Here is a 13774-nt window from a genome sequence, read left to right as displayed (position 1 = left end):
CATGCGTCACAAAGATGACCGCACCCTCGACCTCTTCGAAATTCCCCAGCCGGTTCTGGCTATCCCTGGCCAGGGCAATTACTCGGTCCAGGTCAGCGAGCTAGTCGGCGAGATGCTCAAGGCCGCCGGGATCGACCGCTACGAAGTGGCGGCCCGCATGTCGCGTCTTAGTGGCGATGACGTTAGTAAGGCCATGCTCGATGCCTGGGCCAGCCCCGCCCGTACAGACCATAACCTCCCTTTCTATCGAGCCGCGTTGCTTGAGGAGGTTTGCGCTAGCCACCTGTTGACCAACTGGCTCGTCACCCAGCGTGGCGGCCGCGTGGCTTACGGCCGCGATGCCCTGCTAGCCGAGTTGGGGCGCCTTGAACGTGCCCGAGACGAGGCAGGCCGCCAGGCCCGCGAGCTTAAGCGCCGTATCGGGGGGGATGACCGTGCGTAAGTGGTTCACTTCCCGCGAACTGGCGGGCCTGCCTGGAATGCCCGGTACTGAGCGTGCGATTCAGATTCGCGCCAAGCGGGAGCGTTGGGAGGGCCAGGGCCGCCTGGGCTCCAAGGCCATCGAGTACCCGTTTGCAGTTCTCCCCACCGAGACTCAAGCGGCACTTTTGGCACGACTGGTTACGACCGATCAGCAGCAGGCCGCCGAGGCTCCAGCCCAAGACGTAGCTCTGCGTAATGACATATCGGTGTCACGCCTGACCGATGAGCAGCGCGCCGTCATGACAGCCCGCCTTGCCTTCGTGCGAGAGATTGAGCGCATGAGCCAGGTTGTCAGCCAGCAGAAGGCCATAACGACGCTCGTCCAAGCGGCTCGTGATGGCATGCTCAGCAAGTACCTGGAGGACCGCGCGGCGCGCGCCAACGACCGCAAAACAGCAGACCGCACTCTGAGCGAGCGCACCCTAAAGCGGTGGCTGGCCAGCTATCGCGCCGATGGTGAAATCGGCCTGGCACCGGAGCGCCGCAAAGCCGACCTCGGCATTCCCGATTGGGCGCCCGACTTCCTGCGCTGCTACCAGCGACCGACCAAGCCGGCAGTTGAGCGTGCCTATGCCGAGTTCGCGGAGAAGTACCAGGGCGACCGCCCCAGTATCCACCAGGTGCGCCGCTTCCTTGCCAAGCTGAGCCCCGAGGCCCGCGAGCGTGGTCGCTACAGCCCTCAGGAACTGAAAGCATTCAAGCCGTTCCGCCGCCGCTCGACCAAAAACCTGATGCCGGGAGACGTGTACACGGCGGACGGCCACAAATTCGACGCCGAGGTAATCAACCCGCGCACCGGCAAACCGTTCCGACCAGAGGTCACCACCACCATGGACGTAGCGACCCGGCGCATCCTGGGGGTATCTGTCGGCGAATCGGAGAACAGCATCGACGTCATGCACTCCCTGCGTGACGCCATCGAGCGCGGCGGCATGTTCGCCCTGTTCTACGTCGACAACGGCAGCGGGTTTGCCAATGACGCAGTGCGCGAAGTGGTCGACCGCCTGGGCGGGGAAATGGTGCATGCGCTGCCCTACAACAGCCAGGCCCGTGGCCTGATCGAGCGCGCCCATAAAACCGTGTGGGTGGCAGCGGCCAAGAGACTGGTTAGCTACATCGGCGCCGACATGGACAAGCACGCCGGTACCCGCGTTCACCGCATCAGCCGCCAACAGCTACGCGACCACGGCACCACCCGCCTTATCCCGACCCTGAGCGAGTTCATGGACGTCGCGTCGGTCGAGATCGAGGACTACAACAACCGGCCGCACCGGGCGCTGGCAAAAATTCGCGACCCGCAGACCGGCCGCTTGCGCCACATGAGCCCTAACGAAGCTTGGGAGGCCGCTCGCTCCAGCGGCTGGGAGCCGATGCTGGCGCCGCCGGACTTGGTGAGCGACCTCATGCGGCCGCAGGTGGTACGGCGCACCCTGCGCGGCGAAATCGCCTGGGACGGTAATCGCTACTTCCTGGACGAACTGCGCAACCTGCACGGCGAAGACGTCCGCATCGCCTACGACGTCCACGACGCCAGCCGCATTTGGGTGCGCACCCTGGCCGGCGAGCTGATCGGCGAGGCGCTGATCGACGGGAACGCCGAGGACTACCAGCCACTGAACCGCATTCAGAAGGCCCGCGAGCGACTGGCTCAAGGGCAGCTGAAGCGCGGCATCGAGAAGATTGAGAGAGCAAGCGGCCAACGTCTGGAGCTGGTGCCAAAGGCTATTGGCCCCAGTTCCAACCTGCTCCCGGAACAAAAGCAGGCGGCCCTGGAATACGCCGAGCAGGTCGTTGGGCACCAGGCCATACAGGCCGACGCCTTCCAGGTGCCCGGCGACTCAATGGCCCGTTACCGCCTGTGGAAGCGCCTCGACGCCCGCGTCGCGTCCGGCGAGCTGCTGGACGACGAGGCCAGCCGCTGGCACCGCAGCTACCCCGACACCCCCGAATACCTCGACATCCTCGACATGTACGAATTCACGGCCGCCTCAACGGCCCACGCTTGACCAGGAGTAACGCACGATGACTACCAAAATCGCCCCCCTTACCAACGTCGGCCTGCTCACCAGCGCCATCAACCGCGCCATGCTGCGCCCCGCTGGACTGCCTGGTCTGGTCGTCATGTACGGCCCCACCGGCTACGGCAAGAGCATCGCCGCCTCGTTTGCCGCCAACCGCCACCGCGCCTACTACGTTGAATGCCGCGAGGCCTGGACCCGCAAGGCCTTCCTGCTGGGCGTCCTACGCGAGATGGCCATCACCCCGGCCCGCACCCTGTCGGAGATGGTCGACCAGATCGCCGAGCAGCTCAGCCGCAGCGGCCGCCCGCTGATCGTGGATGACGTCCAGTACCTGGTAGACAAAGCGGCGGCCAACATCCTCACCGACCTCTACAACGCCAGCCAGGGCACCATCGTCCTGATCGGCGAGGAACGTGTACCCGCCAGCCTGGCCCGCCTGGAGCGCCTGCACAACCGGGTCCTGGAATGGGTGCCGGCCCAGCCCGCCGCACTGGAGGACCTGCGCGAGCTGGCCGAGACCACCTATCCCAACCTCACCCTGGCCGACGACCTGCTGGACGACCTCAACCGCCAGGTGCGCGGATGCCTGCGCCGGGCGGTCGTGAACCTGTACCAGGTCCACACCCAGGCACAGGCCGCAGGCGTCACCACCATGGACCTGGCGGCCTGGGGCAAACGTGGCTGGTTCACTGGCGAGGCCCCGGCCCGGAGGATCGCCTGATGCGTACCGGCAAGACGCCCGTCCATCTGTCCATGGCCGGCGGCCTGCTGCCCCGGCAGCACATGTGGCAGGCCATCCGCACCCTGGCCCGCAGCGACGTGGCACTCACCACCTACAACGTATCCCGCCGCAGTGGCCAGGATGACGAAGCCGTACGCGACTACCTGCGGGCGCTGTGCAAAGCCGGCATCGTCAGCCAGGTGCGCGCCATGGGACGCGACGCCCTGTGGGAGCTGCTCCAGGATGAAGGTGCCGAAGCGCCGCGCGTGAACCGTCGCGGCGAGCGCCAGCCCCCCGAGGCCGTCGAATGCATTTGGCGTGCGCTGCGCATCCTGGGCGAGCTGAGCGCAGCCGAGGCAGCAGCACAGGCCCAGGTGGGCGGCGCCGCCATCACCGAAGGGGCGGCCCGCGTGTACCTCCAGGGCCTGACCCTGGCCGGCTACGTCACCCGCGACGGCGGCACCCCAGGCAACCCCGCGCGCTATCGGTTGATGCCTGGCCGTAACACCGGCCCACTGCACCCCATCTACCAACGCAGTACCTATGAGCAGGTCTACGACCCGAACCTCGACCAGGTGGTGTGGGCCAAGGGGCAGGACAGCCTGGCGGCTTTGCGTGCCGAGAACCGGCGCATGCGCGAGCTGCTGGCGATGGTCGCAGGTCGGGGGCTGTCCCCCACGCTGACGGAAGGCGAGTTGGCCGACATCGAGGCCGTCCTTGCACAGGGGGACCGCCCATGAGCAGCGCTGCCCGCGTCGACCTGTCCGCCTGGGGCGAGGCGCCCCCGCAGTGGATCGCGCTGCTCGCCCGCGAGGTGGAGCGCAGTACCCGCAGCCGCGTGGCCGAGCGTGTCGGCATCAGCCGCACGGCGGTGACCCTGGCCCTGCAAAACCGCTACCCGTCCCCCAGCACGGCGCGCATCGAGCGCCGCGTCCTGAAAGCCCTTGGTCGCATCGAGTGCGTCGCCCTGGGCGGGGTCATCGACAGCGCGCAGTGCCAAAGCTACCGCGAGCGCCCAGCACCGACTCACAACCCACCCGCCATGCATCACTGGCGGGCATGCCAGCACTGCCCACACAACCCCAACTGTACGGAGAAGAGCCATGGCCGCCACTGAGCCCCGTCCCCTTGTCGTGCTGACCAGCGCCCTGCGGGCCAGCCTCGCCGCGTTCAACAGCGCCGCCCGTGAGTTGCAGCGGCTGGGGGTGCGCATCGCCGCGTTCCACCCGGTCGAGAACCGCCTGGAGGTGGGCCCGGCCGACGGCCGCTGGCTCCTGGAGCAACGGCTGATCGACGGCGGCTTTCATCGGCACCCCAGCGCCGGCAGTACCCGATACAGCGTGCTGTTCCGGGGCGTAACCCTGGAATGGCGCGAGCCCATTAGCTACCGCGACACCATGCATTGAGCAGGAGAGACACACGATGCAATCCCCCGAAATTCAACCCGGCCTGTGGCGCGACGCCCAAGGCCGTCTAGTCCCCATCGAGATGATCAAACCCATCGACCAGGAGCGTGACCGACTGGTGCGCCAACTGGTGGGCCGCGCCTACGAACTCAACCAGGAGCTGGCCCACTTCAAGGCCTCCGCGTTCGGCGATGTCGACGCGTTCGTCGACCTGAGCGCGGAGCAGTACGACGTTCACCTGGGCGGCAAAAAGGGCAATGTCACGCTGGTGACCTTTGACGGCCGTTACAAGGTCATCCGGGCCAAGGCCGACAGCATCGTCTTTGACGAACGCCTGCAAGCGGCCCGCGCCCTGATCGATGAATGCCTGGCTGACTGGACCGAGGGCGCCCGCCCCGAGGTCACGCTGCTGATCAACGACGCATTCCGTACCGACACGAAGGGTGAGATTCGCACCGCTAGCGTCCTGGCTCTGCGCCGCTTGGCCATCGACGACGAGCGCTGGAAACGCGCCATGACCGCGATTGGCGAGGCGTGCCAGGTGGCCAGCACCACCTCCTATCTGCGCCTCTACGAGCGCGTAGGCGATACCGACCAGTACGTCCCCATCAGCCTGGACATCGCCAAGATCAATCCGCAGGAGGTGCACTGATGGGCCTTCTCAGCCACATGAAGTGGAAAACGACCACCGTCCTGGACTTGGTGGAGGACGCCGAATCGACCGACGCCGAAGCGCTCGATGTCGTGCACCTGGAGTTGGACAGCGGCAAAGACTTCGTGGTCGCCGTGGTGACGGGGGAGCGCGCGGCCAAGGCTGCGGAGCTGTTAGAGCGACTGCGCTTAGGCGAGGAGCTGTGACATGCAAATCATCCACTTTGAAGACAAGGGCCAGGACTTCCTGGAGTGGGACGTGGACCAGAACGGCATGGTGGTCGACTCCCGGCCCTACCAGGCGGCCGTCTGGCGTGGCTGCGAAGTGTCCGGGCTGGCCATTGGCGTGTGCCCCATGGTGAAGGTCCCGGACGGCGGGCCGGCTCGCATGCTGCGTTACGTGGTCACCGCGATGGAACTGATCAACCCGTTCAACCAACCGGGGCGCACGTATGGCGCAGTCGACGTGACAAGCCGCCTGCACGCCCTGGAGCACTTCACCCTGGCCCAATGCCGGGCGGCCCTGGAGGTTCCCGGCGTGCAGCAAGCGGTGGTTACCAAGCTGCGCAGCCGCATCCGTCGACTCGAAAAGGCGGCTGCTGTCGCTGGGGAGGCCTGATGCAACGCTATCACGACACCTCGGCCGACCCGCTTCCGCTGAAGTCGTCGCACCTGGACGCCGAGCGCGAACGCATCGAGCAGGCGACCGCCGAGTTTTTGGCAAAGGGCGGCCGCATCGAACGCGTCGGCTACCAGATGAAGGACCACCAGCCGTGGGTCATCAACCCCAAGCGCACGCCGGTCTATTCGCACCTGTTCCAGCGGCCTGACCCCATCCCCCAGGCCCAGCCGACACCCGAACCCGAAACCGTACTGGAGATGGTTCCGGTGCCAGCCGTGCTGCCCGCCCCGGCGCGGCCGCAGGCAAAGCGCCGGGCCGCCGACGTACCCGCCGCACAGCTTGCCGCGCGGCTCATGGTCCAGGCCGCACTGGGGGCGTCGCCTGCGGTCGCCGCCAAGGCGGTCGGCATCACCGAGAAAGACGCGCGCCAGGTGGCACGCGATTTCCGCATCACATTCAAGCGCCAGCGCTAGGAGGCAAAGCCATGGCCCAACACACCCTCACCATCACCGACGAAGACGACGGCCTGACTATCAAGCTGGCCAGCACCGCCACCCTCAACAGCACCCCGGCCGGCACCGTTGCAGCGAGCCTGCTCGGCGTCCTGGCCGAGGCTGTCGCCACGGCCCGCAGCGCGGCGGGTGAATGCCCATGCCCGAAGTGCAAGGCCCGCCGGGAGGCAGAAAGCGAAGCACTACCAGTGCCCGCCAATCGCACCCTGCACTGAGCGAAACCACCCCGGCCTGGCCGGGGATGGTCTGCCGGGCGTGGTGGCCCGGTACTGATGAGCAGCCCGAACCCGAGGAAGAGACAATGGCGAAACGCCCCGGACTGACACTGATTCAAATCGCCCGGCGCCAGCTGGACATGGACGATGACGCCTACCGCGCCATGCTGATGCGCACGGCGGGCGTCGAGTCGTCCAAAGCGTTGACTCCCCGGCAGATCGGCCGCGTACTGGCCGAGCTGGAGCGCCTGGGCTTCAAGTCCACCAGCGCCAAGGCTGCGCCCGCAAAGAGGCGCCAGACCGCAGAGCCCGCACCCGAGCGTGCCGCCCTAATCGGCAAGATCAACGCACAGCTTGCCGAGGCCGAGCGCTCCATCGCCTACGCCGACGGAATCGCGCGGCGCATGTTCCAGGTCGAGCGCGTGGAGTGGTGCAACCCTGACCAACTACGCCGCCTGGTAGCCGCCCTGGCCTACGACGCACAACGCCACGGGAGGACCCGGTGAACATCGAGAGCGCCCGCGACCTGCTGCCGTCGGCTGTCCAGCGCATCGCCGATGCGGTGGGCCTGGCTGCCGCGCTGCGCCTGGTCGAGCAACTGGGCGGGACGAGTTGGTATTTTGCCCAGGGCCATGGCCGCCACGGCCAGGCTCGCGTCGCAGCCCTGGAGGAAATCGTCGGCGAAGACGCGGCCCGCCGGCTCACGTTCCTGATGAATGAGCGGGAGGTCGTCTACATCCCTAAATGCGACAAGGCCATCCGCCGCTTGCGCGATGCCGAGATTCACCGCCAATTCGACCAGGCAGTGCGAGAGGGTGTGAGCACCAATACCGTGGTCAACGAGCTGGCCCGCACCTACGAAATGAGCGACCGCCACGTCTGGCGCATCCTGAAAACCCCGCCGCTCGACATCTACGACGAGCACCCGGTAACGCCCGATCTATTCAACTAGAACGGGCAGTTACTGACACCGGTCAGCTAATGCCGCCGGGACGCTGCCGCCCACCATAGCGGCATGATCAAAACAACTCCCCCCACCCGTCTGTGTTCCCCTCGCGACTACGCGGCCGCCATCCTGGCGGAGCCGTCGCGGGAGCGGCGTATCCAGCTCCTGGAGCGCTGCCCGCCCGAATGGCGCGAGCAGGCAGAGACACACGTTAAAGACGCCTGGGCGCGCATGCAGGCGTACCGCCGCCACCGCGAAGAGCGACACGCCGCCGCCAACGAGCGGCCGCCGCGTGCATCCCGCCCCTCTGATCGACACACCAACATCACCAATCACCCCCGCTCAGAGCCCGAGGTGGGCAACCGCCACCTGGCCGCTCTGCGCGCACTGGTAGGAGACTCCCATGGGAATTAAGGCCCGCGTGCTCGCGGCCGCAATCGCTATTGCTACCCCATTCGTTGGGTACTACGAAGGCCGCAATCTGCTGGCCTACCGGGACCCCATCGGCAAACCCACGATCTGCGACGGCTGGACCCGAGGCGTCCGGCTCGGCGACAAGGCCACCGATGCCCAGTGCGACGCCTACACCCGCAAGGGCCTGGAGGAAGCGGCCGAGGTCTTCGCCCGTTGGGTGCCCGACCAGGTCGCCGACACACTGTCGGCCAAGACCTTGGCCGCCTTCCTGTCGTTCATCTACAACACCGGCCCCGGCGCCCCTGGCGTCAAGGACGGTTTCGTGTGGCTCAAGAACGGCCGCCATTCCACGATGCTGCTGCACCTGCAGGCCGGCCGGGTGGCTGAGGCGTGCGCCCAGCTCAGCAACTGGACCAGCGCGGCGGGCCGCCAGCTGGGCGGCCTGGTTAAGCGTCGGGCGGCTGAACGCCAGCTGTGCGAGGGCGGGCTATGAGCGCCTTCAGCTCCCCGTGGTTCAAGGTTCCCTTTGTGGCGGGCCTGCTGATGATCGCCCTATGGGCCTTTCTCACTGCGCTACATGACGCCCACGACACCGGCTATGCACTGGCCGAGGCGAAGGGCCAGGCCGCCCTGGAACAGCTCCGCATGGAGCACGCCAACGCTGACGCTGCCCGCGCCCTGCAGGCGGCCGCCGATGCCAAAGCCGCCGCGAACGCACTACGCGAGCAGACCCAGCGCGCCGACCAGGTTGCCGCCAGGCTCGCCGACCAGCAACGCCAGTACCGCCAAAACACCGACCGACTCACCGGAGAGATAGCCCGTGTTAACGACCTCTACCGGGCGGCGCTCGATGCGCCGCCTGTGCCTCTGCCTGACTGCCGTTTCACTCGTGGCTTTGTCCGCGTGTGGGACGAAGCAACCGGTGCCGCAATGCCCGCCCATTCCGGCGGAGCTGCTGCGACGTCCGCCGACGCCGGAGCCGCTGACCAGCTCGACGCCGGCATCGGCCGCGCCGACCTGCTGCGCCATCACATCCGCTACGCCGAGCAGTGCCGCACCACAGCCGCACAGCTCGACGCCCTAATCGACGTCCTGGAGGACCACTGATGCAAATGGACTTCACCCAGGCCGTGACCTGGGCCATCTCGCTGGTAGGGGTCGCCTGCACCGTCTTTCTGTTCCTGGTGAAGCAACTGCTTGGCCAGATGGAAAAGCGGCTCGGCGAGCGCTTCGCCGGTATGGATAGGGAACTGGCCCGGATCGCGCAGCTAGAGCGCGAACTGCTGCGATTCCAAGCAGAAATGCCCATGCAGTACGTGCACCGCCAGGACTACGTGCGCAACCAAACAGTAATCGAAGCCAAGCTAGACGGGCTGCGGGACAAGCTCGAAGTCGTCCAGCTGAAAGGAGCAAAGCAAAATGAGTGATATCGACCTGGAGAAGGTCCGCCGCGAATCGATGCGCTGGTACATCCTCCGAACCCTAGACAACACGCGGCCCGTTGATCCGCACGAATCCCTGGTGCTTAACACCATCCAGGCAATTTGGCCCGACGCCACCCAGCTGGAGGTGCGCCGCCAACTGGATTACCTGCTGGACCGTCGCCTTGTCACCCTGGACAAGCGCCCGGACGGCCAATGGATTTGCGGTCTAACCCATTTCGGCGTGGACGTTGTCGAGTACTCCACAGACTGCCGCCCTGGCATCGCTCGCCCTTTGCGAGGCTGACCCCATGCCGCCGCGCAGCAAAGTGGCCGCCCTGCCGGCCGAGGTGAAATCCTGGCTCGACCAGGTGCTAGTGGAAAGCAACTTCAGCGGATACGAAGCCCTGTCGGCCGAACTGGCCGACCGTGGCTACAGCATCGGCAAAAGCGCGCTGCACGCCTACGGGCAGACGTTCGAAGATCGTCTGTCCCGTCTGCGCATGGCCAGCGAGCAGGCCAAGGCGGTCGTTACCGCTGCCCCGGATGAAGAGGGGGCCGTCAACGAAGCGCTGATGCGCCTGGTCCAGGAACAGCTGTTCAATATGCTGATGGCCGCAGATGGCAAGGTCGACCTGCCCAAGGTGGCTAAGGCCGTGGCCGAGCTGGGGCGTGCATCTGTGGTCCAGAAGAAATGGCAAGCTGAGGTCCGCGAGCGGGCCGAGAGTGCCGCCGCGAAGGTCGAGAAAATCGCCCGCAAGGGAGGTTTGACGGCCGAGACCGTGGACGCCATCCGCCGGGAAATCCTGGGGGTTGCGGCATGAGTGCCAAGGCCAACGATCCGCTCTATGGCATGGTGTCCAACACGGCAAAGGCCAGTGCGCCGCCCGTGCTGCTGGGCTATCAGCAACGCTGGATTGGCATCCGCGCCCCGCTGAAGGTCGGCGAGAAGAGCCGCCGTATCGGCCTGACCTGGGCGGAGGCGGCGGATAACGTCCTAGTCGCCGCCGCATCCAAAGCGGCCGGCGGGCAGACGGTCTATTACCTCGGCTACAACCAGGATATGACCGTTGAATACATCCAGGCATGCGCCATGTGGGCACGGGCATTCGACTACGCCGCCGGCGAGGTCGAGGAAGGCATCTGGCCCGACGAGACCGCCGACAAGAACATCAAGACGTACACCATCACCTTTCCTGCAGGGCACCGCATCGTTGCGTTGACCAGTCGCCCCAGCAACCTGCGGGGTCGCCAGGGCATCGTTGTGATTGATGAGGCCGCATTCCATGCCGACCTGGCGGCGCTACTCAAGGCCGCCTTGGCGTTACTGATCTGGGGTGGTGAGGTGCACATCATCAGCACCCACGACGGCACCGACAACGCGTTCAACGAGCTGATCGAGGAGATTCGTGCCGGCAAGCGCAAGGGCGAGCTGTTCCGCTGCACGTTCCAGGAGGCGGTGGATGACGGGCTCTATCACCGCGTTTGTCTGCGCAAGGGTATTCCCTGGGTCAAGGACGAACAGCACGAGTGGGTCAAGGACGTGTACGCCTTCTATGGCGATGACGCCGAGGAAGAACTCGACTGCATCCCGTCCCAGGGCGGCGGCACTTACCTGAGTCTGGCCATCCTGGAGCAGCGCAGCCGCATCGGCGTGCCCGTTCTGCGCCTGGCCTATAAGCCCGGCTATGAAGTCATCAGCGAGCCACTGCGCCTGGCTGATTCGCTCGCCTGGTGCGAGCGCGAACTCGCACCGCTTTTGGCACAGCTCCCGAAGGACCTATGGAGCTTTTACGGGATGGACTTTGCGCGCAACCGCGACCTGTCCGTGATCGTGCCCCTTGTCCAGGAGCAAAGCGGGAGGAAGCGCCCACCCTTCCTGGTCGAGCTAAGGAACGTACCGTTCAAGCAGCAGGAACAGATTCTGTTCTACATCGTCAGCCGCCTGCCCAACTTCATGGCCGGCGCCAACGATGCTGGCGGCAACGGCGCGGCCCTGGCCGAGGCCGCCGCTGTCGAGTACGGGCACAACCGAATCAGCCAAGTGAAGCTAAGTGAAGGCTGGTATCGCGACAACATGCCCGGCCTCAAGGCCGATCTGGAGGACGGCACGCTCTACGACCTGCCCGCTGACCGGGACGTTATCGGCGACCTGCGGGCGTTCAAGCTGGTCAAGGGCGTGGCGAGGATTCCCGACACCCGCACACAAGAGGAAGGCGGTAGCGGCAAGCGGCACGGCGACGCCGGTATAGCCATCGCCCTGGCCAGGTTCGCCAGCCGCATGGACATCGAGCTTTACGCCTACACACCGGTTCGCCTTACCGCGCCGGCCACCAATGGCTTCGATTACGACGATGACCCGGCGTCAGGCTGGGGCATTAGAGGAATGCTCTGATGAACGAATCCACGATCCTGGACCAGCACGGCCGCCCGATGCGCCGCGCTGATCTGCTCCAGGAGGTTATCCACGCCACCGCCATGGGCGCGCATATGGCGTACAACACCGACACCATTGCCACCGCTCTGGACCCCAGCCGCTTGCGTTCCATCCTGCAGGCGGCCGCCACGGGGGACGCCCGCGATTACCTGACGCTGGCCGAGGAGATGGAGGAGAAAGACCCGCACTATGCGTCCGTGCTGGGCACGCGCAAGCGTGCGGTGGCAGGGCTGCCCATTGCCGTCGAGGCGGCAAGCACCGATGCGCGCGACGAGGAAATCGCCGAAGCGGTGCGCCGCCTTGTAGAGGCGCCGGAGTTTGGCGACATGCTCGACGACCTACTCGACGCCATCGGCAAAGGCTATTCGGTCGTTGAGCCGATCTGGCAATACCGGGATGGCCAGCTGTGGCCGAGCGGGTATGAGCACCGCGACCCTCGGTGGTTCCAGTTCGACCGATTGACGGGCAAACGGCTGCAGCTCCTGGACAACACCGGCCAGGGTCAGGAGCTGCCCAAAGACCGACTGATCATCCACACGCCGCGCCTCAAGTCCGGCTTGCCGATCCGGGGCGGCGTCGCCCGCCTGGTCGCTGTCGCGGTCATGTGCAAATCGTTCTCGCTGAAGGACTGGATGCGCTACGGCGAGCTTTTCGGCATGCCGTTGCGGATTGGCCGTTATGGTCCTGGAGCGAAGCCCGACGACATTGCCGTGCTGCGCCGGGCCGTCACCCAGTTGGCCAGCGACGCCGCCGCCATCATGCCGGACAGCATGCGGGTGGAGTTCCAGGAGATCGCCAACGCGGCCGGTGGCGCCGAGCTGTTCGAACGCCTAGCCGAGTGGCTGGATCGCCAGGTGTCCAAAGCCGTCTTAGGCCAGACGATGACGACCGACAACGGGTCGAGCCAGAGCCAGGCCAACGTGCACAACGAAGTGCGCCGCGACATCCTGAAGGCCGACGCCAAGCAGGTGATGACGACGATTAACCGCGACCTGGTGCGCGTGTTCGTCGACCTGAACTACGGGCCGCAGAAGGCTTACCCGACCGCAGCCCTGCAGGTGACCGAGCCAGAGGACCTCAAGGCGCTGGCTGACGCGCTGACCCCCTTCATTGATCGCGGGTTGCAAGTGGAGTCCTCGGCGATCCTGGACCGATTCGGCTTGGCAGCACCAGAGAAAGGTGCGGCGACCCTGCGCCCTGCCGGAGCAGTCACGCAACTGCCGGCAATGAACCAGCAGAAACCCTGTGCCTGTGGCGCGTGTGGCAGCCAGCGAGTTGCCCTGAATGCCGAGGAGCAGAGAGACGCCATCGACGACCTAGTCAGGGAGGAGCTGAGCGAGTGGCAACCGCTGGTGCGTCCGGTGCTCGATCCGCTGCAGCAGCTGGCCCAGCGCTCGACCACGTTTGAAGAGTTCCGCGCCGGCCTGGCCGACCTCCTGGACGAGATGGACGACACCCAGCTAGTCGAGGCGTTGGCCCTGGCGGCGTTCAAGGGGCGGGCTATGGGTGATGGGGGCCGTCAGTGACTACGACCGTCGAGACGCCGGGGCCGGTGCCCCAGGAGGCCCTGGACTATCTACGAGCGAAGGGCTACCGGGTCGGCTTCGACCATCGGGACGTGTGGCGGGAAGAGCACGCCATCGCCTGGACGGTGGCCAAGGCCATGCGCCTGGACATCCTGGAAGCGATCCGCGCGGCCGTGGACGAAGCGGTCCAGGAAGGCCAGGCATTCGGCGAGTTTCGCGGCAACCTGCAACCGCTCCTGGAGCGATTGGGCTGGTGGGGCCGTGCGACGTTGCGAGATCCGTTGACCGGTGAAGATCGCGACGTCCAGCTCGGCAGCCCGCGACGCCTGCAGGTCATCTATGACGTGAACCTGCGGACCGCCCAAGCGGCTGGCCAATGGGACCGAATCCAGCGCACCA

Annotated in this window: 20 protein-coding genes, 1 other RNA gene and 1 pseudogene; all 22 read left to right on the top strand. The window is 66.1% G+C overall.

Translation table 11 applies throughout. The features are described 5' to 3' along the window. Position 1 precedes the first annotated feature (1 nt). Entirely contained in the window at positions 2–442 is a 441-nt protein-coding gene (locus DMX10_RS11720; protein WP_111261223.1) for a hypothetical protein, read from the top strand. Then, the gene (locus DMX10_RS11715; RefSeq protein ID WP_178082943.1) at positions 429–2489 is read left to right on the top strand and encodes a DNA-binding protein; all 2061 of its coding nucleotides are present in this window, start codon (positions 429–431) and stop codon (positions 2487–2489) included. The genes DMX10_RS11720 and DMX10_RS11715 overlap by 14 nt, the downstream gene beginning before the upstream one ends. A gap of 16 nt (positions 2490–2505) precedes the next feature. Next, positions 2506–3225 (top strand): AAA family ATPase, encoded by a 720-nt coding sequence (locus DMX10_RS11710; protein ID WP_069559785.1) that lies wholly within the window; start codon positions 2506–2508, stop codon positions 3223–3225. Then, positions 3225–3965 carry a hypothetical protein gene (locus DMX10_RS11705; protein WP_178082942.1) on the top strand — a complete coding sequence of 247 codons (741 nt, stop codon included), beginning with the start codon at positions 3225–3227 and terminating at the stop codon, positions 3963–3965. The genes DMX10_RS11710 and DMX10_RS11705 overlap by 1 nt, the downstream gene beginning before the upstream one ends. Further along, entirely contained in the window at positions 3962–4342 is a 381-nt protein-coding gene (locus tag DMX10_RS11700) for a hypothetical protein (protein WP_111261222.1), read from the top strand. The genes DMX10_RS11705 and DMX10_RS11700 overlap by 4 nt, the downstream gene beginning before the upstream one ends. Then, positions 4329–4631, top strand: coding sequence for a hypothetical protein (locus DMX10_RS11695; protein ID WP_111261221.1), 303 nt, complete (start codon positions 4329–4331; stop codon positions 4629–4631). Before DMX10_RS11700 ends, DMX10_RS11695 begins: the two co-directional genes overlap by 14 nt. Positions 4632–4647: 16 nt before the next feature. After that, positions 4648–5283 carry a DUF3164 family protein gene (locus DMX10_RS11690; protein WP_111261220.1) on the top strand — a complete coding sequence of 212 codons (636 nt, stop codon included), beginning with the start codon at positions 4648–4650 and terminating at the stop codon, positions 5281–5283. After that, entirely contained in the window at positions 5283–5489 is a 207-nt protein-coding gene (locus DMX10_RS11685; RefSeq protein WP_111261219.1) for a hypothetical protein, read from the top strand. Before DMX10_RS11690 ends, DMX10_RS11685 begins: the two co-directional genes overlap by 1 nt. 1 nt (position 5490) lies before the next feature. Further along, positions 5491–5901, top strand: coding sequence for a hypothetical protein (locus tag DMX10_RS32945; RefSeq protein WP_178082941.1), 411 nt, complete (start codon positions 5491–5493; stop codon positions 5899–5901). After that, entirely contained in the window at positions 5901–6377 is a 477-nt protein-coding gene (locus DMX10_RS11675; protein ID WP_111261218.1) for a hypothetical protein, read from the top strand. The genes DMX10_RS32945 and DMX10_RS11675 overlap by 1 nt, the downstream gene beginning before the upstream one ends. Positions 6378–6388: 11 nt before the next feature. Then, on the top strand, positions 6389–6631 hold the full coding sequence (locus tag DMX10_RS11670; protein WP_111261217.1) for a hypothetical protein: 243 nt from the start codon (positions 6389–6391) through the stop codon (positions 6629–6631). Continuing rightward, positions 6630–6702: hammerhead ribozyme type II (locus DMX10_RS11665), an RNA gene on the top strand. Before DMX10_RS11670 ends, DMX10_RS11665 begins: the two co-directional genes overlap by 2 nt. A gap of 15 nt (positions 6703–6717) precedes the next feature. Beyond that, positions 6718–7137 (top strand): gp16 family protein, encoded by a 420-nt coding sequence (locus tag DMX10_RS11660; protein ID WP_111261216.1) that lies wholly within the window; start codon positions 6718–6720, stop codon positions 7135–7137. Beyond that, positions 7134–7583: a Mor transcription activator family protein gene (locus tag DMX10_RS11655; protein WP_111261215.1), complete on the top strand. Its 450-nt coding sequence runs from the start codon at positions 7134–7136 to the stop codon at positions 7581–7583. The genes DMX10_RS11660 and DMX10_RS11655 overlap by 4 nt, the downstream gene beginning before the upstream one ends. Before the next feature lie 397 nt (positions 7584–7980). Next, positions 7981–8484, top strand: coding sequence for a lysozyme (locus tag DMX10_RS11645; protein ID WP_111261213.1), 504 nt, complete (start codon positions 7981–7983; stop codon positions 8482–8484). Continuing rightward, positions 8481–9098 carry a DNA-packaging protein gene (locus DMX10_RS11640; protein ID WP_111261212.1) on the top strand — a complete coding sequence of 206 codons (618 nt, stop codon included), beginning with the start codon at positions 8481–8483 and terminating at the stop codon, positions 9096–9098. Before DMX10_RS11645 ends, DMX10_RS11640 begins: the two co-directional genes overlap by 4 nt. Beyond that, on the top strand, positions 9098–9418 hold the full coding sequence (locus DMX10_RS11635; protein ID WP_256604794.1) for a hypothetical protein: 321 nt from the start codon (positions 9098–9100) through the stop codon (positions 9416–9418). Before DMX10_RS11640 ends, DMX10_RS11635 begins: the two co-directional genes overlap by 1 nt. Beyond that, positions 9411–9719, top strand: a complete 309-nt coding sequence (locus DMX10_RS11630) for a hypothetical protein (RefSeq protein WP_111261211.1) — start codon at positions 9411–9413, stop codon at positions 9717–9719. Before DMX10_RS11635 ends, DMX10_RS11630 begins: the two co-directional genes overlap by 8 nt. Positions 9720–9723: 4 nt before the next feature. Next, positions 9724–10236, top strand: coding sequence for a DUF3486 family protein (locus tag DMX10_RS11625; protein WP_111261210.1), 513 nt, complete (start codon positions 9724–9726; stop codon positions 10234–10236). Further along, complete coding sequence (locus DMX10_RS11620; protein ID WP_256604793.1) at positions 10233–11807, top strand: hypothetical protein; 1575 nt, start codon at positions 10233–10235, stop codon at positions 11805–11807. Before DMX10_RS11625 ends, DMX10_RS11620 begins: the two co-directional genes overlap by 4 nt. Further along, positions 11807–13375: a DUF935 domain-containing protein gene (locus DMX10_RS11615; RefSeq protein ID WP_111261209.1), complete on the top strand. Its 1569-nt coding sequence runs from the start codon at positions 11807–11809 to the stop codon at positions 13373–13375. The genes DMX10_RS11620 and DMX10_RS11615 overlap by 1 nt, the downstream gene beginning before the upstream one ends. Beyond that, positions 13372–13774: pseudogene (locus tag DMX10_RS11610) on the top strand (phage head morphogenesis protein); the annotation flags it as partial. The gene DMX10_RS11615 and the pseudogene DMX10_RS11610, both read left to right, overlap by 4 nt.

Source organism: Pseudomonas sp. 57B-090624 (assembly GCF_003234055.1).
Lineage (GTDB): Bacteria > Pseudomonadota > Gammaproteobacteria > Pseudomonadales > Pseudomonadaceae > Metapseudomonas > Metapseudomonas tohonis.
This window is presented reverse-complemented; position numbering and strand designations above follow the sequence as displayed.

Excerpts from the sequence above, each read along its gene's own strand:
- DMX10_RS11640 (WP_111261212.1), top strand. The coding sequence starts at position 8,481 with ATGAGCGCCTTCAGCTCCCCGTGGTTCAAGGTTCCCTTTGTGGCGGGC.
- DMX10_RS11690 (WP_111261220.1), top strand. The coding sequence starts at position 4,648 with ATGCAATCCCCCGAAATTCAACCCGGCCTGTGGCGCGACGCCCAAGGC.
- DMX10_RS11660 (WP_111261216.1), top strand. The coding sequence starts at position 6,718 with ATGGCGAAACGCCCCGGACTGACACTGATTCAAATCGCCCGGCGCCAG.
- DMX10_RS11620 (WP_256604793.1), top strand. The coding sequence starts at position 10,233 with ATGAGTGCCAAGGCCAACGATCCGCTCTATGGCATGGTGTCCAACACG.
- DMX10_RS11705 (WP_178082942.1), top strand. The coding sequence starts at position 3,225 with ATGCGTACCGGCAAGACGCCCGTCCATCTGTCCATGGCCGGCGGCCTG.
- DMX10_RS11700 (WP_111261222.1), top strand. The coding sequence starts at position 3,962 with ATGAGCAGCGCTGCCCGCGTCGACCTGTCCGCCTGGGGCGAGGCGCCC.
- DMX10_RS11615 (WP_111261209.1), top strand. The coding sequence starts at position 11,807 with ATGAACGAATCCACGATCCTGGACCAGCACGGCCGCCCGATGCGCCGC.
- DMX10_RS11645 (WP_111261213.1), top strand. The coding sequence starts at position 7,981 with ATGGGAATTAAGGCCCGCGTGCTCGCGGCCGCAATCGCTATTGCTACC.
- DMX10_RS11720 (WP_111261223.1), top strand. The coding sequence starts at position 2 with ATGCGTCACAAAGATGACCGCACCCTCGACCTCTTCGAAATTCCCCAG.
- DMX10_RS11625 (WP_111261210.1), top strand. The coding sequence starts at position 9,724 with ATGCCGCCGCGCAGCAAAGTGGCCGCCCTGCCGGCCGAGGTGAAATCC.
- DMX10_RS11635 (WP_256604794.1), top strand. The coding sequence starts at position 9,098 with ATGCAAATGGACTTCACCCAGGCCGTGACCTGGGCCATCTCGCTGGTA.
- DMX10_RS11630 (WP_111261211.1), top strand. The coding sequence starts at position 9,411 with ATGAGTGATATCGACCTGGAGAAGGTCCGCCGCGAATCGATGCGCTGG.
- DMX10_RS11710 (WP_069559785.1), top strand. The coding sequence starts at position 2,506 with ATGACTACCAAAATCGCCCCCCTTACCAACGTCGGCCTGCTCACCAGC.
- DMX10_RS32945 (WP_178082941.1), top strand. The coding sequence starts at position 5,491 with ATGCAAATCATCCACTTTGAAGACAAGGGCCAGGACTTCCTGGAGTGG.
- DMX10_RS11695 (WP_111261221.1), top strand. The coding sequence starts at position 4,329 with ATGGCCGCCACTGAGCCCCGTCCCCTTGTCGTGCTGACCAGCGCCCTG.
- DMX10_RS11685 (WP_111261219.1), top strand. The coding sequence starts at position 5,283 with ATGGGCCTTCTCAGCCACATGAAGTGGAAAACGACCACCGTCCTGGAC.
- DMX10_RS11715 (WP_178082943.1), top strand. The coding sequence starts at position 429 with ATGACCGTGCGTAAGTGGTTCACTTCCCGCGAACTGGCGGGCCTGCCT.
- DMX10_RS11670 (WP_111261217.1), top strand. The coding sequence starts at position 6,389 with ATGGCCCAACACACCCTCACCATCACCGACGAAGACGACGGCCTGACT.
- DMX10_RS11675 (WP_111261218.1), top strand. The coding sequence starts at position 5,901 with ATGCAACGCTATCACGACACCTCGGCCGACCCGCTTCCGCTGAAGTCG.